Genomic DNA, 21,145 nt, shown 5'->3' on the forward strand with positions numbered 1-21,145 from the left:
CGGGGAGTCGGCAAACTGACTTTGTTCCGGAGTTGTCTGAATGGGGGAACCCAGCCATCATAAGATGGTTATCTTGTACTGAATACATAGGTGCAAGAGGCGAACCAGGGGAACTGAAACATCTAAGTACCCTGAGGAAAAGAAATCAACCGAGATTCCCTTAGTAGTGGCGAGCGAACGGGGACCAGCCCTTAAGTGGCTTTGAGATTAGCGGAACGCTCTGGAAAGTGCGGCCATAGTGGGTGATAGCCCTGTACGCGAAAATCTCTTGGTCATGAAATCGAGTAGGACGGAGCACGAGAAACTTTGTCTGAATATGGGGGGACCATCCTCCAAGGCTAAATACTACTGACTGACCGATAGTGAACTAGTACCGTGAGGGAAAGGCGAAAAGAACCCCGGAGAGGGGAGTGAAATAGATCCTGAAACCGTATGCGTACAAGCAGTGGGAGCAGACTTTGTTCTGTGACTGCGTACCTTTTGTATAATGGGTCAGCGACTTATTTTCAGTGGCGAGCTTAACCGAATAGGGGAGGCGTAGCGAAAGCGAGTCTTAATAGGGCGTCTAGTCGCTGGGAATAGACCCGAAACCGGGCGATCTATCCATGGGCAGGTTGAAGGTTGGGTAACACTAACTGGAGGACCGAACCGACTACCGTTGAAAAGTTAGCGGATGACCTGTGGATCGGAGTGAAAGGCTAATCAAGCTCGGAGATAGCTGGTTCTCCTCGAAAGCTATTTAGGTAGCGCCTCATGTATCACTGTAGGGGGTAGAGCACTGTTTCGGCTAGGGGGTCATCCCGACTTACCAAACCGATGCAAACTCCGAATACCTACAAGTGCCGAGCATGGGAGACACACGGCGGGTGCTAACGTCCGTCGTGAAAAGGGAAACAACCCAGACCGTCAGCTAAGGTCCCAAAGTTATGGTTAAGTGGGAAACGATGTGGGAAGGCTTAGACAGCTAGGAGGTTGGCTTAGAAGCAGCCACCCTTTAAAGAAAGCGTAATAGCTCACTAGTCGAGTCGGCCTGCGCGGAAGATGTAACGGGGCTCAAACCATACACCGAAGCTACGGGTATCATCTTCGGATGATGCGGTAGAGGAGCGTTCTGTAAGCCTGTGAAGGTGAGTTGAGAAGCTTGCTGGAGGTATCAGAAGTGCGAATGCTGACATGAGTAACGACAATGGGTGTGAAAAACACCCACGCCGAAAGACCAAGGTTTCCTGCGCAACGTTAATCGACGCAGGGTTAGTCGGTCCCTAAGGCGAGGCTGAAAAGCGTAGTCGATGGAAAACAGGTTAATATTCCTGTACTTCTGGTTATTGCGATGGAGGGACGGAGAAGGCTAGGCCAGCTTGGCGTTGGTTGTCCAAGTTTAAGGTGGTAGGCTGAGATCTTAGGTAAATCCGGGATCTTAAGGCCGAGAGCTGATGACGAGTGTTCTTTTAGAACACGAAGTGGTTGATGCCATGCTTCCAAGAAAAGCTTCTAAGCTTCAGGTAACCAGGAACCGTACCCCAAACCGACACAGGTGGTTGGGTAGAGAATACCAAGGCGCTTGAGAGAACTCGGGTGAAGGAACTAGGCAAAATGGCACCGTAACTTCGGGAGAAGGTGCGCCGGTGAGGGTGAAGGACTTGCTCCGTAAGCTCATGCCGGTCGAAGATACCAGGCCGCTGCGACTGTTTATTAAAAACACAGCACTCTGCAAACACGAAAGTGGACGTATAGGGTGTGACGCCTGCCCGGTGCCGGAAGGTTAATTGATGGGGTTAGCTAACGCGAAGCTCTTGATCGAAGCCCCGGTAAACGGCGGCCGTAACTATAACGGTCCTAAGGTAGCGAAATTCCTTGTCGGGTAAGTTCCGACCTGCACGAATGGCGTAACGATGGCGGCGCTGTCTCCACCCGAGACTCAGTGAAATTGAAATCGCTGTGAAGATGCAGTGTATCCGCGGCTAGACGGAAAGACCCCGTGAACCTTTACTATAGCTTTGCACTGGACTTTGAATTTGCTTGTGTAGGATAGGTGGGAGGCTTTGAAGCGTGGACGCCAGTTCGCGTGGAGCCAACCTTGAAATACCACCCTGGCAACTTTGAGGTTCTAACTCAGGTCCGTTATCCGGATCGAGGACAGTGTATGGTGGGTAGTTTGACTGGGGCGGTCTCCTCCTAAAGAGTAACGGAGGAGTACGAAGGTGCGCTCAGACCGGTCGGAAATCGGTCGTAGAGTATAAAGGCAAAAGCGCGCTTGACTGCGAGACAGACACGTCGAGCAGGTACGAAAGTAGGTCTTAGTGATCCGGTGGTTCTGTATGGAAGGGCCATCGCTCAACGGATAAAAGGTACTCCGGGGATAACAGGCTGATACCGCCCAAGAGTTCATATCGACGGCGGTGTTTGGCACCTCGATGTCGGCTCATCACATCCTGGGGCTGAAGCCGGTCCCAAGGGTATGGCTGTTCGCCATTTAAAGTGGTACGCGAGCTGGGTTTAGAACGTCGTGAGACAGTTCGGTCCCTATCTGCCGTGGACGTTTGAGATTTGAGAGGGGCTGCTCCTAGTACGAGAGGACCGGAGTGGACGAACCTCTGGTGTTCCGGTTGTCACGCCAGTGGCATTGCCGGGTAGCTATGTTCGGAATAGATAACCGCTGAAAGCATCTAAGCGGGAAACTAGCCTCAAGATGAGATCTCACTGGAACCTTGAGTTCCCTGAAGGGCCGTCGAAGACTACGACGTTGATAGGTTGGGTGTGTAAGCGCTGTGAGGCGTTGAGCTAACCAATACTAATTGCCCGTGAGGCTTGACCATATAACACCCAAGCAATTTGACTACTCGAAAGAGCATCAGATTGCGGTGTGTGAAGACGAAACGAACCGAAAGTTCGATGTTCACAAACACCGAAAGCTGTCACATACCCAATTTGCTGAAGCGAGGCCATCTGGCCACGACTCAGTACCCGAATTTCTTGACGACCATAGAGCGTTGGAACCACCTGATCCCATCCCGAACTCAGCAGTGAAACGATGCATCGCCGATGGTAGTGTGGGGTTTCCCCATGTGAGAGTAGGTCATCGTCAAGATTAAATTTCGAAACCCCAATTGCGAAAGCAGTTGGGGTTTTGTTTTAGTAGAAGTATCTGTTTTTGCTGGCTTGTTACCGTGTTGACGGGCCAGATAAAGAATTTCTTGACGACCATAGAGCGTTGGAACCACCTGATCCCATCCCGAACTCAGTAGTGAAACGATGCATCGCCGATGGTAGTGTGGGGTTTCCCCATGTGAGAGTAGGTCATCGTCAAGATTAAATTCCGAAACCCCTGTCTGCTAACGCAGACAGGGGTTTTGTCATTTCAGGGTCTGCACAATTCAGCGATCAAACCGCTTTACGTGCCTTGCTGATACGTCGAGCCTGCCATTTGCGCCACCAGATGTAGACGCCAGTCCCTGACAACCCCGCAATCAAAACACCTAACACCGCGATCAATACTTGCCCCGTCACACCAATGATCCGTCCACCGTGTATCGGTAACTGCAAACGGTAGAATTGTTCCCCTAACGTCCCCTGTCCCGCGATCTCCTGACCTAACAATCGCCCATCAGTACCGTGAAAGAACAGCCAGGACTTGCCATGTGCTTCAGTGTCATGCTGCCCGAATCCTGCGCCGTAGAAGTTGTACTCAAAGCTGTAATACAACTCCCCGATTTCTGCTGTCAGCCCTAACCTTTTCCCCTCTTCCAATGCCCTCTCATACGCCTGTTGATAACTCAATCGAGTCACCCCTAACTCTGAGGGAGGCATTCGTCCTCGCGCCTCGTAGACGCTCGGCTCAATCGGTGAAAACAGCGACACCGCAGGCTTGAACACCTGACTCGGCAAGTTCATGGCCACGCTGCTTACCGCGATCGGCAGCAACAACAGCCACAGCCATAATCCACCCGCGCGATGCAGATCGAAGTTAAGCCGATAGGCATGCCCGCCCTTGACCTTCCAGGCCGTCGACCACTTCTTCCAGAACGGCTTGCCACGCGGCAACGTCAGCCACAGCGCCACAAAGCAATCGATGACCCACGCGATTGCCACCAAGCCCATCAACCACAGTCCCCAGTTGCCCGGTAGCGTCAGGTTGTAGTGGAATTCGAGAATGAACGGGACGAAATTCTCCCGTTGAAAACAGCACTCGCCCCAATAACGCTGACCCTTTTGTTCAGCATTCACCGGATCCAGATAGAACACCTGATTGCGCTCATCGAACGGCTTGCCCGTCGCCGGATCGTTACGTGGCACCGCCGCCAATAGCGCGGTATGCCCGGCCTCATGCGGATACTCCATGTACCAGACCTGAAGCTTCGGATGCGCAGACTGCACCGCATCAACCAGCTCGCCCGGCGGCAATCGCGAACCCTCGGCAGACGCCGAATAAAACTGCGGGTTCAACCACTCATCCAGCTCATGGTTGAACGCCAGAATGCTTCCGGTAATCCCGGCCAGCAGCAGGAACACTGCCGTGGCCAAACCGATATAGCGATGCAACAAAACCAGAAACGCACGCATGAAAATTTTCCCCACTGAAACGACAAAGCCAGCCCCTGAACTTCAGGGGCTGGCTTTTTTATGCACGAGACAAATGACTTAGAACTGGTAGCTGACCGTCGCCGCGACGTTACGCTCTTCGCCCATGTAGCAGAAGTTCAGACTGGCGCAGGAAGCGACGTAGGACTCGTTGGTCAGATTGTTCGCGTTCAGGCGTACGTCGACGCCCTTCAAGCCAACCTTGCCCAAGTCATAACCGATCGAGGCGTCGAAGAGTGTGTAGGACGGCACCTTCAAGGTGTTTTCCGCATCCGCCCAGCTGTAACCGACATAACGCACACCACCGCCCAGACGCAGGCCATCGAGCGCTGCGCTGTCGAACTTGTAGTCAGCCCACAACGACGCCATGTGTCGCGGCGCCTGTGTTGGCGAGTTGCCTTTGTTCTCGATCACATCGGTCGGCGTGCTCAAGGTGCTGACCATCGACTTCGAATATTCGATGTCGGTGAAGGTGTAGCTGCCGAGCACTTTTAGGTTCTCGGTCAGTTGCATGTGCGCTTCCAACTCCAGACCTTGCGAGCGGACAGCGCCTACAGCGCGGTAGAAGTTTTCCTGCGGCAGTTTGGTCGCCAGGTTCTCCTGGTCGATGCGGAACAGCGACGCGGTGAACAGATTGTCAGTGCCCGGCGGTTGGTACTTCAAACCGACTTCCCACTGCGTGCCATCGGTAGGCGCCAACGGATTGCCGGCGCTGTCGGCATAGGAGTTCGGGTTGAACGATTCCGAGTAGCTGACGTAAGGCGCCAGACCGTTATCGAACAGGTACAACGCACCCGCGCGGCCGGTCAGTTTGGTGCGTCGGTCGTTGATCTCTGTACCTTCCGGACGCCCCGCTTCAGCGATGCGGTTCTCATCGGAAGTCTCGACCCAGTCCTGTCGCAGGCCCAGCGAGAAGCGCCATTTATCCATCTCGATCAGGTCTTGCAGATACACACCGGTCTGCTCCAGACGACGCAGATAGCTGGTCTCGCCGTACATATCGATCGCCGAGTTGCCGTACACCGGGTTGAACGCATTGATCGGCGCGAGTCCGCCGCTGGTCCAGTCGACCACAGTTTTACGCCGCTGGTAATCCGCACCCATCAACACGGTGTGCTTGGTCGCGCCGGTGAAAAATTCGGCCTGAAGCATGTTGTCGACGATGAACGCATGCAGGCGCTCATCACCGCCGGTGTAGTAGCGGTTCAGCTCGTTGCTGGTCGGCGTCGTCCAGCCATAGGCGTAGACCTGATCCATGTTCACTTTGGAATCGAGGTAGCGGAAGTTCTGTCGCGCGGTGAAGACATCATTGAAGCGATGTTCGAACTGATAACCGAATGACTGCTGATCACGCGAGTAACCGTCGATCCCCGGCTCGCCCTCGAAGAAGTGTGGGGAGATCCGGTTGCCGTTGCGCTGATGGATCGTGCCGTCCGCCGGCACGCCGCCGTGGTAGCCGCCATCCGGATCGTGTTGCAGATACGCCTGCAAAGTCAGCGACGTGTCTTCATTGAAATCGATGCTGACGGTTGGCGACAGTGCGAAGCGTTTTTCCTTGTTGTGGTCGAACTGCGTGTCGGACTGATCCGTTAACCCGATCAGACGATAGGCAATGCGCTTGTCGTCATCGACCGGGCCGCTGAAGTCAAAACCGACCCCGCGCTGACCTTGCGTACCGACGGTGGCTTGCACCTGATGATAAGCCTCGTAGAGCGGCTTTTTACTGGTCAGTGCCACCAGGCCGCCCGGTGAACTGCGGCCATACAGAACCGACGACGGCCCCTTGAGAATGTCCACGCGCTCAAGGAAATACGGATCGACCTGCATGGTGCTGTAAGTGCCGCTGTCGCCCATCGACTTGAGGCCGTCGAGGTAAATGTTATCCACCGAGCCGTCGTTGAAGCCGCGCATCGCCACGTAGTCATAGCGATGGGTCGCGCCATACGGATTGGTCAGCACACCCGGGGTGTAGCGCATGGTTTGCGAGACGGTTTGCGAACCTTGGTCGTCCATTTGCTCGCGAGTGACTACCGACACGCTCTGCGAGGTTTCCAGCAATGCGGTACTGGTTTTGGTGGCGATCTGGCTGTGCGTGGCATTGTAGCCGTCCATGCTGCCCAGCGCGTTGCCGAGGGCGAAGCCTTTGATGTCGGTGGTCGGCAGGGCCAGCGCTTCGGTTTCGGCGATCGGGCGCAGGACGTAGCTGCTGCCATCCTGACTGACCGCTTCCAGACCGGATCCGCCAAGCAAATGGCTCAGCGCCTGATCGGTCGAATATTCACCCTGTACACCCGGCGATTGCCGGCCTTGAGTTTGCTGCGGCGTCATCGACAAGGTGATGCCGGCCTGGCGTGCGAACTGATTCAGCGCTTCGCCCAACGGCCCGGCAGCGACGTTGTAGCGCTGGCCGACTTCACTGTTAACGGTATCGGCCGCCACGCTGACGCTTGGCAGCACAGCGACGCCCAGCGCGGTGGAAAACAGCGCCGCCCGAATGGCGTGGCGCAACAGGCCCGATTCGCAGGTGAAATTCAGAGGGTTCTTACAGGTGGCGCGGACAGTCATTGTAGGTTTCCGTAGGAAGTCGCAAACGCTTGAATTGAAGTGCTTACTGACTAAGCCGGACTTGCCGCAAAAACCCGCCAAAATAATTTCAGACCACACGTTCCAGGGTCACCCACCAGCGTGTGCGATAGCGCAACTGCACCGGCAAGGTCTGCGGCAGGATGGCCAGCAACTTGTCGGTGTCTTCGAGGCGGAACACGCCGGACAGGCGCAAATCGGAAACCTCTGACGCGCAATTCAGAAAACCCTGACGATAGCGGCCGACTTCCTTGAGGAAATCGCCCAGACGCATGTTGCGGGTAACGATCAAGCCGTCGACCCACGCGCCCGCATCCATATCCAGCGCCGTTGCCGGACGCACTTGATAGGGATCGATCAGATAACTCTGTCCGGCCAGCGCTTCGATAACAGTCCCGGCAGAATGAATGGCCACCTGCCCGTGGGTGACGCTCAGCCGCGTGCAATCGCTGTCCTGACGCAGGATGAACCGCGCATTCTGCGGCTCGTAGGATCCGTCACGACTTTGCACGCGCAGTGGTCGCTCGAAGTCAGCGCCTTCATCGGCGCCACCACAGGTGACGATGATTTCGCCACGCGTCAGTTTGATCAGCCGTTGTTGCGCGGTGTAATCCAGATCCACCGCGCTGGCGGTATTGAGTTCGATCCGCGTGCCGTCCGGTAACTGGAAACCACGCCGCTCGCCGGTGGCCGTGGCGTAATCGGCGCTCCATTGCTGCCACGCGGCCGTGTCTTTGGCCAGCCATGCGGCGGAGCCCATCAACACGGCGCCAGACAACAGCTTCAACGCCTGCCGACGATTCATTCCCTGCGCGCTGTTCTCCAGGGTATTGAACGCCACTTGTGCGCCCGGCACCGCGCGCAGGTTGTTGCTCAACTCGGCGTGCAGCGACTGCACGCGTTGCCAGGCCAATTCATGCTCATGATGCTCGGCGCGCCACTGTTCGCACTGGCGATTCAGCCGCGCATTGCCATGGTTATTACGCAGACGCAGCAGCCAGTGAATGGCTTGCTTCACTGCTTTTTGCGGAGGTTCGGCGCGACGGCCGAGGGACAAGTTATCCACAGCCATCAGCTTTCGTACCGCAGCACGTAGCAGTGATACAGCGCATCGGCGACGTAGCGTTCCACCGAGCGCAGCGACAAACCCATCTGTTCGGCGATTTGCTTGTGGGTTAAACCTTCGCACTGCGCCAGGAGAAATGCCTGACGCACTTTCGGCTTCAATCCTTCAAGCATGCGCGCGATGCTTTCGAGCAATTCGATCACCAGCGCACGGGCTTCGGCACTCGGCGTTTCGGCTTCGGGCAAATGGGCGATGGTTTCCAGGTAGGCGCGTTCGATTTCCTCGCGGCGCCAGTGGTCGATTACCAGACCACGGGCGATAGTGCGCAAAAAGGCGCGGGGCGCTTTCAGTTCGAGGCGTTCGGTGCGTTGCAGCAGACGTACGAAGGTGTCCTGCGCCAGATCCGCCGCATCCGCTGCGTTGCCCAGCCGTGCGCGCAGCCAAGCGTTGAGCCAGCCGTGATGACTACTGTAAAGCGCCTGAACGGCGAACTCGGGTGAGGACATGAACGCGGCTGCCAAAACGTCACAAATGATAATTAGTCGCATTGTTATCAAGGGTTACAGGTTTTGCAACCGCCGCTCGAACATCCGTCCAAAAAATTTTGCTGCGCAGGCTCTAGCACGCCGTTCGGCGGGAATCCGAGGCAAAAGCCGTCCATTTCCCACGCAACCCTAAGATTTCTCCTTCACGTGCCGACAGACTGGTGAGACATGCGTGCACCAAAGTAGAGCGACCGGCAGAACGTTGCCTACCCGTCACTGGAAATCAGAGCGGCTGACCCTCAGCGCTGCTGAACATCGGAGCTACATGGAATGTTGCATCTGGAACGCATCCCCACCTTCGGCATAAGAAGTCCCATGAAATGAATCTCAAGTTCAGCCATAAAATTTTGTTGGCCGCCTCGGGCGTCGTGGTCCTGGCTTTCGCGTTATTCACCCTCTACAACGATTATCTGCAGCGAAACACCATTCGCCAGAACCTCCAATCCTCCGTACAGCAGGCCGGCGATCTGACCGCCAGCAGCGTGCAGAACTGGATGAGCGGGCGGATTCTGGTGCTGGAAAATCTTGCGCAGAATGTCGCCCATCAAGGCAAAGACGCTGACTTGCCGGGTCTGGTCGATCAACCGGCCTTCACTCAGAACTTCCAGTTCACCTACGTCGGTCAGGCCAACGGTGTCTTCACCCAGCGCCCTGACGCGAAGATGCCGGACGGTTACGATCCGCGTCAGCGCCCTTGGTACAAACAAGCGGTCGCCGCCGATAAAACCATGCTCACCCCGCCGTACATGGCTGCTGTCGGTGGCCTGGTGGTGACCATCGCCATGCCGGTCAAACACAACGGCGAATTGCTCGGTGTGGTCGGCGGTGACTTGAGCCTGGAAACCCTGGTGAAGATCATCAACTCGGTGGACTTCGGTGGCCTCGGCCATGCGTTTCTGGTCAGCGCTGACGGTCAGGTGATCGTCAGCCCGGACAAAGATCAGGTGATGAAAAACCTCAAGGACATCTACCCGAACAGCAACGTGCGCATCGAAAAGGGCAACCAGAATGTGCTGCTCAACGGCGAGGAACGCATTCTGTCGTTCACCCCGGTCAGCGACCTGCCAAATGCGCAGTGGTACATCGGTCTGTCGATCGATCGCGACAAAGCCTACGCCGCACTCAGCCAATTCCGCACCTCGGCGCTGATCGCGATGTTCGTAGCCGTGGGCGCGATTGCCTTGCTGCTGAGCCTGTTGATCAACGTGTTGATGCGTCCGCTGACCACCATGGGCCGTGCGATGCAGGACATTGCGCAGGGCGAGGGTGATCTGACCCGTCGTTTGGTCGTAGAGAGCAAAGACGAATTCGGTGAACTGGGCAGCGCTTTCAACCAGTTCGTTGAACGTATCCACGCGTCGATTTCCGAAGTGTCCTCCGCGACCCGCCAAGTGCATGACTTGTCGCAACGAGTGATGGCGTCGTCCAACGCCTCGATCGTCGGTTCCGACGAACAAAGTGCGCGCACCAATAGCGTCGCGGCGGCGATCAACGAATTGGGCGCCGCCACTCAGGAAATCGCGCGCAATGCCGCCGATGCTTCGCAGCACGCCAGCGGCGCGAGCGAGCAGGCTGACGATGGTCGTCAGGTGGTGGAACAAACCATTCTGGCGATGACCGAGTTGTCGCAGAAAATCAGCCTGTCGTGCACGCAGATCGAAACCCTGAATGCGAGTACCGACAACATCGGCCACATCCTCGATGTGATCAAAGGCATCTCGCAGCAGACCAACCTGTTGGCGTTGAACGCGGCGATTGAAGCGGCGCGTGCCGGTGAGGCCGGGCGTGGTTTTGCCGTGGTCGCGGATGAGGTGCGTAACCTTGCCCATCGCACCCAGGAATCGGCGGAAGAGATCCACAAAATGATCACTTCCTTGCAAGTCGGTTCGCGTGAAGCGGTGAGTACGATGAACGCCAGTCAGGCATCCAGTGAGCAAAGCGTGGAAGTGGCCAATCAGGCCGGTTTGCGTCTTGTCAGCGTGACCCAGCGCATCGGTGAAATCGACGGCATGAACCAGTCGGTGGCAGCGGCGACGGAAGAGCAGACAGCGGTGGTGGAAACCCTCAATGTCGACGTTAACCAGATCAACATGCTGAACCAGCAGAGCGTGGCCAACCTCAATGAAACGTTGAAGGATTGCGATGCGTTGTCGCAGCAGGCGAATCGGTTGAAGCAGTTGGTCGACAGTTTCAAAATCTGACCGCACGTCAGACCGAGTTATCGTTCATCGCGAGCAGGCTCACTCCTACAAATAAATCGCGTTCTTTCTGGAGAAATGCGATCAACTGTAGGAGTGAGCCTGCTCGCGATAGCGGTCTAAAACTCACCGCAAAGCTAAAGACTTAAACAAACAGCCTCAAAACATTCCCCATCGCCTCATCCGCAAACCCCTGCACAAAATCCTTGAACCCCGGCAGCGCCTCTTCGCCACCGCCGGCAGGCTCGGCAATGATCGTCCACGTCGCGCGGGATTTGCCCGTGCCCAGCGCTTCCACATTCATCGCCGCCCACAGATTCGCCACGCCCAGCGTGTTGTAAATCGTCGTCCAGGTCATGCTCAGCGCCTGGTCGTCGCGGGAGTTGAGTTGCTCGACCACCACGTTGCCATCCTTGAAAAATTTCTTGCGCAGCGAGGACACGCCCTCACCGGTCATTTCGACGTGCGACAGCGCCGGAATGAAGCGGTCGAAACCGCCGAAATTGCCGACCACCGCCCAGACCTGCGCCGCGTCGACCGGCACTTCCACCGAAGACACAACGTGGCAGCCATGCGGGTTTTTGATCAGGGTGTCGGGTTGCAGAGTGCTCATGGTGTTGCTCCTTTTTGTTGGATCAGATGAAGTTGATTTCTTTCAGGTAAGCGCAGCCGCGACGCAGCAGCGCCGGGGATTTCTGCGGGTATTGCGCACCCATCTGCTGCACGCCGGCTTCAGCGTTGGCGTGGCCGATCAGGGAGATGTCGCCGATGTCTTCTTCAAAGCCGTTGAGGTAGAAACCGAGCACGCCGAACAGCGCGTTATCGGCGTCGACGCGGCCGAGTTGCTGCTGCCAGTCGGCGACGCTGACCAGTGAGAATTCGCTGCCGGTTTCGCGGAAGGAAGCAACGTAGGCATCCCAGCTCAGCGGCTCTGGGTTATGCAGGTTGAACACCGCGTGATCGGGCGAATATCGGCTGGCATGGAAGGCGATAAACCGCGCGAGAAAGTCCACCGGCATCAGGTCGAAATTCAACGCGAAGGCCGGCACCTGGCCGAGCTGAATCGAACCTTTGAGCATCAGCATCAAACGGTTTTTGTGCGGCTGACACACGCCGCTCAGGCTGTTGAAACTGATGTTGCCGGGTCGATACAGATTGACCCGTACGCCGCGTTCCCGCGCGCGTTCGAGGATGCGTTCGCCGACCCACTTCGACAGGTTGTAGCCGTTGCGAATGTAGATCGGTGGCGTCAGTGCTGCGGGCAATTCCAGCACCTGGCCGGCGTCGTCGACGGTGCTGGACGCCGACAGCGTCGAGACAAAATTGAAGACCTTTTTGCTCTGCCCTTCGCACAGGCGCAGCAGGGCGAAAATCGGCTCGACGTTGTCCGCCGCCAGTGACTCGTAGTCGAGCACGTGATTGACGTTGGCGGCGTTGTGCACCAGCGCGCCGAACTCGCGATCGAGACGCTGATAATCGTCGTCGGCCAAGCCCAATTGCGGGCGAGTGATATCTGCCGCGTAAACCCGCACCCGAGTCAGATCCAGATGCTCCAGCCGGTTTTCGCGCAGTGACTGCGCAAAGCGCTGCGCCGCCGTTTGCCCGCCGCCGTCACGCACCAGACACGCGACCTCGCTGGCGCCCCAACCGAGCAGCGCCTCGACGATGTGCACACCGACAAAACTGTTGGCGCCAGTGACGATGACCTTGTGCACATCGCCCATGCGGCTGATCGGCAGCGGCTCGATTTCCAGCACACGTTCGGCGTCGGCCATCGCTTGAGCGCTGAGTACCGCGCTGTCATCGGTGCCGCGCACCAGCGTCGCGAGTTTGATGATGGTCGGCAGTTCGATGAAGCGATTGATCGAGATGCTGCGACCAAACTCCTCACGCAAACGCAGCAACATCCGCGACAACAAAATCGAATGGCCGCCGAGATTGAAAAAGCTTTCGTCGGTGGAGATGTCGCTGACGGGCAGCTCCAACAACTCGGCCCAGATCTCCAGCAACAACGCTTCATCAGCATTCGCCGGCAGACATTTCGGGCCGTTGTCCTGCACGCTCACCGGCAATTCCAGCAGTGCTTTGCGGTCGACTTTGCCATTGCTGGCGAACGGCATGCTCGGCAGTTCAGTCCACGCCACCGGTTGCATGTAGTCCGGTAAAAACTGCTGGGCGTGGGCTTTCAGTGCATCGCGGGAATCGTCGGATTGTGGCTGGGCGAGGAACGCCAGAATCCGCCGCTGCGGATCAATCACCACGGCTATTTGTCGATACAGCTGGCTCTCGCGCAGGCAGCGTTCGATCTCTTCCGGCTCGACTCGGAAACCACGAATCTTCACCTGATTATCGCGACGCCCGCACAGCTCGATGCCGTGCTCGCCCCACTTGGCCATGTCGCCGCTGCGGTAAGCGCGCAGGGTTTCGCCATCGGGTAATTGCAGGTTCAGATAACGCTCGGCAGTCTGCTGCGGATTGTTCAGATAGCCGAGGCAAACGCCGGGGCCAACGATGAACAACTCGCCGACGGTGTGCTCGGGCACCGGTTGCAGATCGTCATCGAGAATCAGCACTTGGCTATTGGCAATCGGCGCGCCGAGGCTGCGGTTGCTGTCGCCGGGTGTGAGTTGTCGCGCAGTGATCAACACCGTGGCTTCGGTCGGGCCGTAGAGGTTGTGCAGCGTGCCCTGGCGAGTCAGTTGTTCAATGACGAACGGCTCGCAGACATCGCCGCCGGTCATCACTTGCACGCCTTCCAATTGTTCCAGCGGCAGGATGCTCAACAGCGCTGGCGGCAGGAAGGCGTGGGTCAGTTGCCGACGACGGATCAACGCGACCAGTTGCAGCGGATCGCGGCGTTGCGTGTCGTCCGGCACCACCAATTCGGCGCCTGTGAGCAGGGTTGGGAAGATGTCGATCAGCGACGAATCGAAGCTCAGCGAAGAGAACTGCAACACCCGACTCTCGGCGTGCAATTGCACGTAGTCGGCGTACCACGCGGTGAAGTGCGCGAGGTTGTGCTGACTGAGCAATACGCCTTTCGGATGCCCGGTGGTGCCCGACGTGTAGAGCGCCATGCAGGGCGCATCGAGTGCGGGGCGCTGGCGCATCAACGCTTGGCTGAGATCTGCTTGGGCGCTGTCGATGCGACTGACGTCCAGCCCTGCCATGGTTGCGCTGAGCGGATGCTCGCCGTCATGCAGCAACAGCAGCGCGCCGGCGTTGTGCAGGATGTATTGCTGGCGCTGCAACGGATGGCTCGGCTCCAGCGGCAGATACACCGCACCGCTGCCGAGAATCGCCAGAATTGAAGCGAACAGCGCCGGGCTTTTCGGCAGGCAGATACCAACCACCCACGGCTGTGGATGCTGCTCAAGAATCGGCAGCAAACGCTGTTGAATTGCGCGGCTGTGGGCATGCAATTGGCGGTAGCTGATGGAGCGTTCGCCGAGGTGCAGCGCCGGACGTTCGGCATGCTCGATCAGGCTCTGTTGCAGCCGCTCGATCAGCGGGATTTGCGCCTGTTTCAGCAGCGCCGGATTCGCCGTGTGGTTGAGGCGATGGACGTAGGCCAGGCTGTCGAGAAACAGCAGGTTTTCCATCCGCTCGAAATCTGGCGCGGTCACCGTTGAAGCCTGCTGCAGATAATCCGCATCACGGGAGAAGCGGCTGACCAGCAACGCCACTTCGTCCACCACGTGTGTCAGCACCCGTTGGCGCAATGTCTGACCGTTGCCGGATGGCTCATCACCAATCGGCACACGGCTGATCAAAGACGAGCCGAGAAAGCACAGCAAATCGAGTGTCGGCAAACCCGCAGCGCTTTGCGCTCCAATACCTAAGCGCAGATGCAAATGCGGGATCGCGCAGAAATCACCGGCGCCGATGAAGCCATCGTCGATGATCAAATCCACCGTCGATTGTGCGGCGCCGCTGCGCGTCAATGCGTGACCGTGTTGCTCCAGTTCCTGCGCCAGGTCGGTCATGGCCTGGCTGGCGCCAATCAGCAAAATGTCGAGACGTTTCATGTCGGCCTCCTCAAACCAGGTAGTCGCGCAGGGCGTGCTGCACGCAAGGCGTGTCGAGCAGCGAGCTGCTGTGGAAGAACTTGACGATGTTGCCCACCAGCGGATGGTGGCGATTGATCGGGAAGGCCAGCCCGGCGATTTCGTCCTTGAGGGATCGCCTTGTGATCTCGCTGACCGGCAGGGCATCGATCAGGCGCAGATCAAAGGATTTCTGGATGTCGTTGGTCAGGTAGTGGCCGATGAACACCGGCAAAATCTGCGCGATGGTTTCGCGATCGGCGTCGCTCGCGGTGTGCCAATAGATGCGCACCATCCGCGCCCAGAAACTTGAGTGGCGGCCCTCGTCGAGCAAGTGGTCGGCCATCAGGCCTTTGATCGACGGCTTGACCGTGTCGTCCCGGGCGAACGCGGCAACGTCGCCAGTCACGGTGTTTTCGGCGATGGCCACGCAGATCAATTCCACAGCGCTGCGCAGGTGTTCCGGGGCCAATGCGACGGCGGCGGGAATCGCTCGGCTGAGTTCGATTTCATCGGGCAACTGGATCGGTTCGATGCCAGTCATCGCCACCGTTTGCTGCATGAAATCCATCGCTACCAACGCGTGGTAATCCTCGTCGACCACCACGGTCATCGCGTCATACCGACAGGCGAACGGAAAGGCCACGGCGAAGCGATTTTTGGCGATGCTGCGCGCGGTCTTGTCGACGATTTCCGTCTCGAAAATCACTACATCGTTGATGAATTTGTACAAGGTCTGCACCAACGCAAAATCACGCTGCTGCGGGCACTCACGCAGGAAGGTTTCGCTGAGCACCAGCGGCTGGCGACTGAGCGGATAGATAAGGCGCTCATCGTTTTCCAGCACGCGACGGGGGCGGGTGCGGATGGTCGCGCGGCTTTCCCAGGTGTCGGCGAACGATTGATAGTCGGCGGCATTCATTGCGCGACCTCCGCCAACGGTTCGCGCATGCTCAGGCGCAGGCCGTCCCACAGGGCGATGCGACTTTCGACGGCGGCGACGGCGCTGGCGTAGACCTCGGCTTCGCGCTGCGGATCGCCATCGACCAGACGCTCTAGCAGTTGTTCTGCGGCGGGGCCGTGGTCTTCGGAGTCGACTTCGATGTGCCGTTCCAGGTAGTAGCGGAAGGTCGGTGCTTGCTCGATGCCGATGCCCCAGTCGTCGAGGATGCGCTGGAACATGGTCGGGATCACGCTTTCGCGACCGTGCAGAAACGCGGCAGCAACGCTGTGCCCCGGCGCATGCAGCGCGGTGTGCAGGGTGTCGCGGACAAACTGCGCGGCGGCCGGATCGACCTCGACACTTTGCAGCGCGACGTCGTAGCTCACGCCTTCCTGTTGCAGCGCGACGAAGCGCTCCACTGCCGTGGTACTCGCGCCGATTTCGCGCATTGCATCCAGGTACAACTCGAAATGGCTGTAGTGACCGTGGGCCAGACGGTCGTCGGACTCTTCGCCGAGGACAATTTCGTTGATCAGCCGTGCCGCGCGAGGATCACGCGGCGGTAGCCACGGCAAACGCGTGCAGGTCAGTTCCTGCTGCAGGCGTTTGGTCAGCGACATGAAATCCCACACGGCAAACACGTGGGTTTCCATAAAGCGGCGCAAGACCGATAACGAGGTAATCTCGGAAAAGATCGGGTGAATGCTAAGTTCGGCTTTCTTCAGGGCGAGTTGGTGCTTAGTGGGCATCATGATGTCCTTTATCATTGATTATGGAATGGCACTTTTGTTTCAACTGCGCAATCAGTGGAGCGAAGGCTTACATGTGACTTGTCGACGGGCGACAAAGACTTCCAGACGGAAGTTGTTGTACTGAATGTACTGGCGATTGAAGCCTGTGGCCTGCTGGAGGGCCGCTGTCGTCATGGGTGTGGCATATAGCTTGTGCCGAAGTTTGCAGCGAAGTTCAAACTCGGCGAGAGAAAAGTAATACACGGCAAAAGCATTTAACAAGTGTAATTTTAATTATTTTAAGTTGGGTGTTTTTCAAATATGAGCGCCCCCGATAAAACTTGCAGGTTAAGTTTTATTTGGGCGTAGTTACTCCTTTCAGCCAATAACGGCCAAAATTGATCGACAAGAGTGAATGCCTCACTCGAAGCAACTTTCTAATGAAAAAGATTGGTGTGGTTTGAGGGGTGAAAGTTGGCCGGGAACGGCGCCATGACTTTCCTTTTCCCGTGACAAGGCTCCTTCCGTAGGTTCCTGTTGCGGGGGCTGCACCACCAGGCGGTGCGCCCCCGTTCTTTATTGGGGTTGGCCGTTCAAGAGTGCGGGTAAATGGCCGCGACGGCTATTACCGTTTGGTTATTGCCACGGTGGCAATTTTGTTCGCACAGGCGCAGGGAGGTTAGAGCGAAGACGCCGATCCGCCACAGTGTTTGTGCGCGACCGGTTGAGGGGATTTGTAAGCGGGTTATTCGCCGGGCGGACGCTATGGCCCGCGTCCGGCGTGAAGGTTTTAGCGCAGGGCTTTGCGGTTTTGCGCGGCAGGACTGGCGAGATAGCGGGTGATCACCTCGACACCACGGTTGAGGTGCTGCTCAAGCAGCATCACCGAGCGTTCAACGTCGCGCTCGATCGCGGCTTGCAGCAGGGCACGGTGGTCGTCCTGGGAAATCTTGCCCAGGCCCATCGCTTCAAGGTTGAAACGCAGAAAGCGTTCTTCTTCATTGAGACCGTCCTCGACCAGACGCAGCAGGCGCTTGTTCGGCGCCTTGGCGTACAGCGCCATGTGGAACAGGCGATTGAGCCGACCGATTTCGGTGTAGTCGTGTTGGGTTTCGAGTTCGCGGATGTAGCCGGCGGCGAGCTCGTGATCGGCTGCTGTCAGCAACGGGATCGACTGCCGCAGCGCCTCGCCCTCAAGCAGAATGCGCAATTCGTAGGTTTCCGTGGCGTCGCCCTGAATCAGCGCGGCGACCACCGCGCCTTTGTGCGTGGTCACGCTCAGCAGTTCTTGCGCTTCGAGCTGGCGCAACGCTTCGCGCACCGGCATGCGGCTGACCCCGAACAAATCGGCCAAATCCTGCTGGCGCAGGGCGGTGCCGCACGGCAGGCGACCATCGAGAATGGCTGCGCGCAGGGTTTCTTCGATGATCGAGCGGGCCAGGTGTGCAGGAATCGGCCCATCGACTTTAATGCTGTGTAGCGGCTTGGGCTTCTGTGTCACGACTACGCACCCTGTAGGTCGGCTGAATTTGGATCCAAATGACACTAGTGATTGCCCTACAAGTTGTCAAACTGTGTAGAGGAATACTTGGCAAACAGTTTAGCGCGATGCCGATGATCTCATCGTGCCATTGTCTTTTAACGGGCTAAGCTTCACCATCAAACGCTTTCCTTCCTGCCCCCCGGAAACCTGCTGTGGCGGTACGTTTCGCGATCCCTCGGACTCTGCGCTGGCTAGGCTGCGCACTGCTGCTGGCCAGTCTTATGCTGGGCGGTCTGCATGCCGATTGGGATTTTTCCGCGATCAGCCGCAAAGCCACCGCCCTGTACGGGCCGCTCGGTGCCGGGCAGCAGCGCATCGATGCCTGGCAGAATCTGTTGGCGACGCAGCAACAGGCCAGCGAAACGGAGAAGCTGAAAGTGGTGAACCTGTTCTTCAACAAACAGGTGCGCTACGTCGAAGACATCGACCTGTGGCACGAGGTCGATTATTGGGAAACGCCGATCGAGGCGCTGTGGAAGGGTGCTGGCGATTGCGAAGACTATGCGATTGCCAAGTATTTCAGCCTGCGCCATCTCGGCGTTTCCAGTGACAAGCTGCGCATCACCTACGTCAAGGCACTGCGCCAGAATCGCGCGCACATGGTGCTGACGTACTATTCCACCCCCGACGCCATGCCGCTGGTACTCGACAGCCTGATCGATCAGATTCAACCGGCGTCGCAGCGAACCGATTTGCTGCCGGTCTACTCTTTCAATGCTGAAGGGTTGTATTTGCCGGGCGCCAAGGGCAACAAGAAGGTCGGTGATACCAAACGCCTGTCACGCTGGCAGGATGTGTTGAAGAAAATGCAGGCCGAAGGTTTTCCGGTCGAGACGACTAACTAGGAGCACGCGCTCAGATGTCTTTGTTCAAACAGCTGTTGATCGCTATCTGTCTGTTCCTGGTGGTCGCCTTCACCGGCAGCTTCATGGTCAGTCTGGAAAGCTCGCGTACCCAGTACGTCAACCAGTTGCGCTCGCACGCCCAGGACGCCGCGACGGCGCTGGCCTTGTCGCTGACGCCGAACATCGACGACCCGGCGATGGTCGAGTTGCTGGTCAGTTCGATTTTCGACAGTGGCTATTACGCGAGCATTCGTGTGGTTGATGTGAAGACCGACAAAACCATGGTCGAGCGCAGCGGCAGCCCGGCGGTCACCAACGTGCCGGACTGGTTCGTCAAACTGATCGGCCTGGAACCCGCTGGTGGCGATGCGCTGGTCAGCCGTGGCTGGGAGCAGGCGGCGCGGGTCGAGGTGGTCAGCCACCCGATGTTCGCTGTGGCCAAGCTGTGGCAGAGCGCGTTGGGCAGCCTTGGCTGGCTGCTGGTCTGTGGCGCGGTGAGTGCGGTGCTTGGCGCGCTGCTGTTGCGCCGGCAATTGAAACCGCTGGACTACATGGTCAAGCAATCCCACGCCATTGCCCGCCGCGAATTCCTCAGCCTGCCGGACCTGCCGCGCACGCCGGAATTGCGCCGCGTGGTACTGGCGATGAACCAGATGGTCGAGAAACTCAAAGCGCTGTTCCAGGAGCAGGCCGAGCGCAGTGAAAAACTGCGTGCCGAGTCGTATCAGGACAACCTCACCGGGCTGGCCAACCGGCGTTATTTCGAGATGCAGCTGAACAACCGCGTGAGCAATGCCGAGCAGGCCAGCTCCGGTTATCTGCTGCTGTTGCGGGTCAAGGATCTGGCCGGGCTCAACCAGCGTCTGGGCGGTCAGCGTACTGATGAATTGTTGAAAGCGGTGGGCGAGCAATTGTCCCGCGAGTGCGCCAAATACCCGGAAACCCAGAACCTCGTCACGCGTATTCGTGGCGGTGAATTCGCGGTGTTGGCGCCGGGCCTGGTGCGTGAGGAAGCGCTGCAACTGGCGCAGAATCTTGACGCCGCGCTGAGCAGTTTGCACGCCACCGGCGCTACCGATGTTGAGGCCGTGGCATCGATTGGTCTGGCGCCATTCGCTCACGGTGACTCGCCGCAATCGGTGCTGAGCCTTGGCGATCAGGCGTTGGCGCAAGCTGAAGGGCAGGGCGAGCAGAACTGGGCGTGCCTCGATCAGAGCCTGACCGCCGACGTTGGCGACGATCACCATGCCTGGCACCGCTTGCTCGATCAGGCGCTGACTCAGCAGCGATTCGAGCTGTATTTCCAACCGGTGGTGGCGGCGCAGGACACGCAACTGGTGCTGCATTACAAAGTGCTCTCGCGCTTGCTCGATGAGCACGGCCAGACCATTCCTGCCGGGCGTTTCCTGCCATGGCTGGAGCGCTTCGGCTGGACGGCGCGACTGGATCGCCTGATGCTTGAGCGCGTGCTGGAGCAGATGAAAGGGCATGAAGATTCGCTGGCGCTGAACTTGTCGTCAGCGACGCTGGCGGATCCGCAGGCGTTGAATAAAGTCTTTGAGATTCTGCGTGCACATTCCAATCTTGGCCCGCGTTTGACCCTGGAAATTGGCGAGGAACAGTTGCCGGATCAGGCTGTGCTGGAGCAGTTGACCCGTCGTCTGCGCGAGTTGGGTTTCTCGCTGAGCCTGCAGCGCTTTGGTGGGCGCTTCAGCATGATCGGCAACCTGGCGCGGCTTGGGTTGGCGTATCTGAAGATCGATGGCAGCTACATTCGGGCGATCGATCAGGAGAGCGACAAGCGTCTGTTTATCGAGGCGATTCAGCGCGCGGCGCACAGTATTGATCTGCCGCTGATTGCCGAGCGGGTCGAGACTGAAGGGGAGTTGTCGGTGATTCGCGAGATGGGCTTGTATGGGGTTCAGGGGCAGTTGTTGGGTGAGCCGAAGCCTTGGGGGTGAGTCGTGAATTGCCCTCACCCTAGCCCTCTCCCAGAGGGAGAGGGGACTGATTGGGGGATTTTCGAGAACTACGCCGACTTGAACATCCTGCAGTGAATCCATAATC

The 21,145-nt window shown here is 57.9% G+C and carries 12 protein-coding genes, 3 rRNA genes and 1 pseudogene; 7 read left to right on the forward strand and 9 right to left on the reverse strand.

Going from position 1 to position 21,145, the window contains the following annotated elements; genetic code table 11:
- The 3 genes from ACIP66_RS05035 to rrf (ACIP66_RS05045) all read left to right on the forward strand — a co-directional run.
- Window positions 1-2,816 (forward strand): 23S ribosomal RNA (locus ACIP66_RS05035); the annotation flags it as partial.
- Window positions 2,817-2,972: 156 nt separating this feature from the next.
- A 5S ribosomal RNA gene (rrf, locus tag ACIP66_RS05040) occupies window positions 2,973-3,088 on the forward strand.
- Between the two features lie 105 nt (window positions 3,089-3,193).
- A 5S ribosomal RNA gene (rrf, locus tag ACIP66_RS05045) occupies window positions 3,194-3,309 on the forward strand.
- Window positions 3,310-3,381: 72 nt separating this feature from the next.
- On the opposite strand, the gene ACIP66_RS05050 is transcribed toward rrf (ACIP66_RS05045), so the two are convergent.
- From ACIP66_RS05050 to ACIP66_RS05065, 4 genes are all read right to left on the reverse strand, one after another.
- Window positions 3,382-4,560, reverse strand: coding sequence for a PepSY-associated TM helix domain-containing protein (locus ACIP66_RS05050; protein ID WP_400645984.1), 1,179 nt, complete (start codon window positions 4,558-4,560; stop codon window positions 3,382-3,384).
- Between the two features lie 78 nt (window positions 4,561-4,638).
- Window positions 4,639-7,143, reverse strand: a complete 2,505-nt coding sequence (locus ACIP66_RS05055; protein WP_400645987.1) for a TonB-dependent siderophore receptor — start codon at window positions 7,141-7,143, stop codon at window positions 4,639-4,641.
- Window positions 7,144-7,231: 88 nt separating this feature from the next.
- Window positions 7,232-8,233, reverse strand: a complete 1,002-nt coding sequence (locus ACIP66_RS05060) for a FecR domain-containing protein (protein WP_400645990.1) — start codon at window positions 8,231-8,233, stop codon at window positions 7,232-7,234.
- The gene (locus ACIP66_RS05065; protein ID WP_026000801.1) at window positions 8,233-8,733 is read right to left on the reverse strand and encodes a sigma-70 family RNA polymerase sigma factor; all 501 of its coding nucleotides are present in this window, start codon (window positions 8,731-8,733) and stop codon (window positions 8,233-8,235) included. Before ACIP66_RS05065 ends, ACIP66_RS05060 begins: the two co-directional genes overlap by 1 nt.
- Window positions 8,734-9,092: 359 nt before the next feature.
- Here ACIP66_RS05065 and ACIP66_RS05070 point away from each other — a divergent pair.
- A pseudogene (locus tag ACIP66_RS05070) lies at window positions 9,093-10,118 on the forward strand (cache domain-containing protein); the annotation flags it as partial.
- 69 nt (window positions 10,119-10,187) lie between these two features.
- Window positions 10,188-10,973: a methyl-accepting chemotaxis protein gene (locus ACIP66_RS05075; RefSeq protein ID WP_371262348.1), complete on the forward strand. Its 786-nt coding sequence runs from the start codon at window positions 10,188-10,190 to the stop codon at window positions 10,971-10,973.
- A gap of 142 nt (window positions 10,974-11,115) precedes the next feature.
- Here ACIP66_RS05075 and ACIP66_RS05080 read toward each other — a convergent pair whose 3' ends face one another.
- The 5 genes from ACIP66_RS05080 to ACIP66_RS05100 all read right to left on the reverse strand — a co-directional run bounded on the left by ACIP66_RS05080 (window position 11,116) and on the right by ACIP66_RS05100 (window position 18,191).
- Entirely contained in the window at window positions 11,116-11,583 is a 468-nt protein-coding gene (locus ACIP66_RS05080; RefSeq protein ID WP_400645992.1) for an SRPBCC family protein, read from the reverse strand.
- A 22-nt stretch (window positions 11,584-11,605) separates the two neighbouring features.
- Window positions 11,606-14,998, reverse strand: coding sequence for a non-ribosomal peptide synthetase (locus ACIP66_RS05085; protein ID WP_400645995.1), 3,393 nt, complete (start codon window positions 14,996-14,998; stop codon window positions 11,606-11,608).
- Window positions 14,999-15,008: 10 nt separating this feature from the next.
- Window positions 15,009-15,938, reverse strand: a complete 930-nt coding sequence (locus ACIP66_RS05090) for a diiron oxygenase (protein WP_400645997.1) — start codon at window positions 15,936-15,938, stop codon at window positions 15,009-15,011.
- Window positions 15,935-16,711 carry a DUF3050 domain-containing protein gene (locus tag ACIP66_RS05095; protein WP_400645999.1) on the reverse strand — a complete coding sequence of 259 codons (777 nt, stop codon included), beginning with the start codon at window positions 16,709-16,711 and terminating at the stop codon, window positions 15,935-15,937. Before ACIP66_RS05095 ends, ACIP66_RS05090 begins: the two co-directional genes overlap by 4 nt.
- Window positions 16,712-17,480: 769 nt before the next feature.
- The gene (locus ACIP66_RS05100; RefSeq protein WP_053116428.1) at window positions 17,481-18,191 is read right to left on the reverse strand and encodes a GntR family transcriptional regulator; all 711 of its coding nucleotides are present in this window, start codon (window positions 18,189-18,191) and stop codon (window positions 17,481-17,483) included.
- A gap of 194 nt (window positions 18,192-18,385) precedes the next feature.
- On the opposite strand from ACIP66_RS05100, the gene lapG reads away from it, so the two are divergent.
- Together lapG and lapD are read left to right on the forward strand one after the other, a co-directional pair.
- Window positions 18,386-19,078 (forward strand): cysteine protease LapG, encoded by a 693-nt coding sequence (gene lapG, locus ACIP66_RS05105; protein WP_212551643.1) that lies wholly within the window; start codon window positions 18,386-18,388, stop codon window positions 19,076-19,078.
- A 14-nt stretch (window positions 19,079-19,092) separates the two neighbouring features.
- Window positions 19,093-21,039 (forward strand): cyclic di-GMP receptor LapD, encoded by a 1,947-nt coding sequence (gene lapD / locus ACIP66_RS05110; RefSeq protein WP_400646003.1) that lies wholly within the window; start codon window positions 19,093-19,095, stop codon window positions 21,037-21,039.
- The last annotated feature ends 106 nt before the right edge of the window (window positions 21,040-21,145 follow it).

This window comes from Pseudomonas sp. NPDC088429 (assembly GCF_044753305.1).
Classification (GTDB): Bacteria; Pseudomonadota; Gammaproteobacteria; order Pseudomonadales; family Pseudomonadaceae; genus Aquipseudomonas; species Aquipseudomonas rustica.

Bases quoted from the DNA above. Each gene is read 5' to 3' on its own strand.
- ACIP66_RS05050 (WP_400645984.1), bottom strand. From the start codon at position 4,560: ATGCGTGCGTTTCTGGTTTTGTTGCATCGCTATATCGGTTTGGCCACG.
- ACIP66_RS05055 (WP_400645987.1), bottom strand. From the start codon at position 7,143: ATGACTGTCCGCGCCACCTGTAAGAACCCTCTGAATTTCACCTGCGAA.
- ACIP66_RS05060 (WP_400645990.1), bottom strand. From the start codon at position 8,233: ATGGCTGTGGATAACTTGTCCCTCGGCCGTCGCGCCGAACCTCCGCAA.
- ACIP66_RS05065 (WP_026000801.1), bottom strand. From the start codon at position 8,733: ATGTCCTCACCCGAGTTCGCCGTTCAGGCGCTTTACAGTAGTCATCAC.
- ACIP66_RS05075 (WP_371262348.1), top strand. From the start codon at position 10,188: ATGGCGTCGTCCAACGCCTCGATCGTCGGTTCCGACGAACAAAGTGCG.
- ACIP66_RS05080 (WP_400645992.1), bottom strand. From the start codon at position 11,583: ATGAGCACTCTGCAACCCGACACCCTGATCAAAAACCCGCATGGCTGC.
- ACIP66_RS05085 (WP_400645995.1), bottom strand. From the start codon at position 14,998: ATGAAACGTCTCGACATTTTGCTGATTGGCGCCAGCCAGGCCATGACC.
- ACIP66_RS05090 (WP_400645997.1), bottom strand. From the start codon at position 15,938: ATGAATGCCGCCGACTATCAATCGTTCGCCGACACCTGGGAAAGCCGC.
- ACIP66_RS05095 (WP_400645999.1), bottom strand. From the start codon at position 16,711: ATGATGCCCACTAAGCACCAACTCGCCCTGAAGAAAGCCGAACTTAGC.
- lapD (WP_400646003.1), top strand. From the start codon at position 19,093: ATGTCTTTGTTCAAACAGCTGTTGATCGCTATCTGTCTGTTCCTGGTG.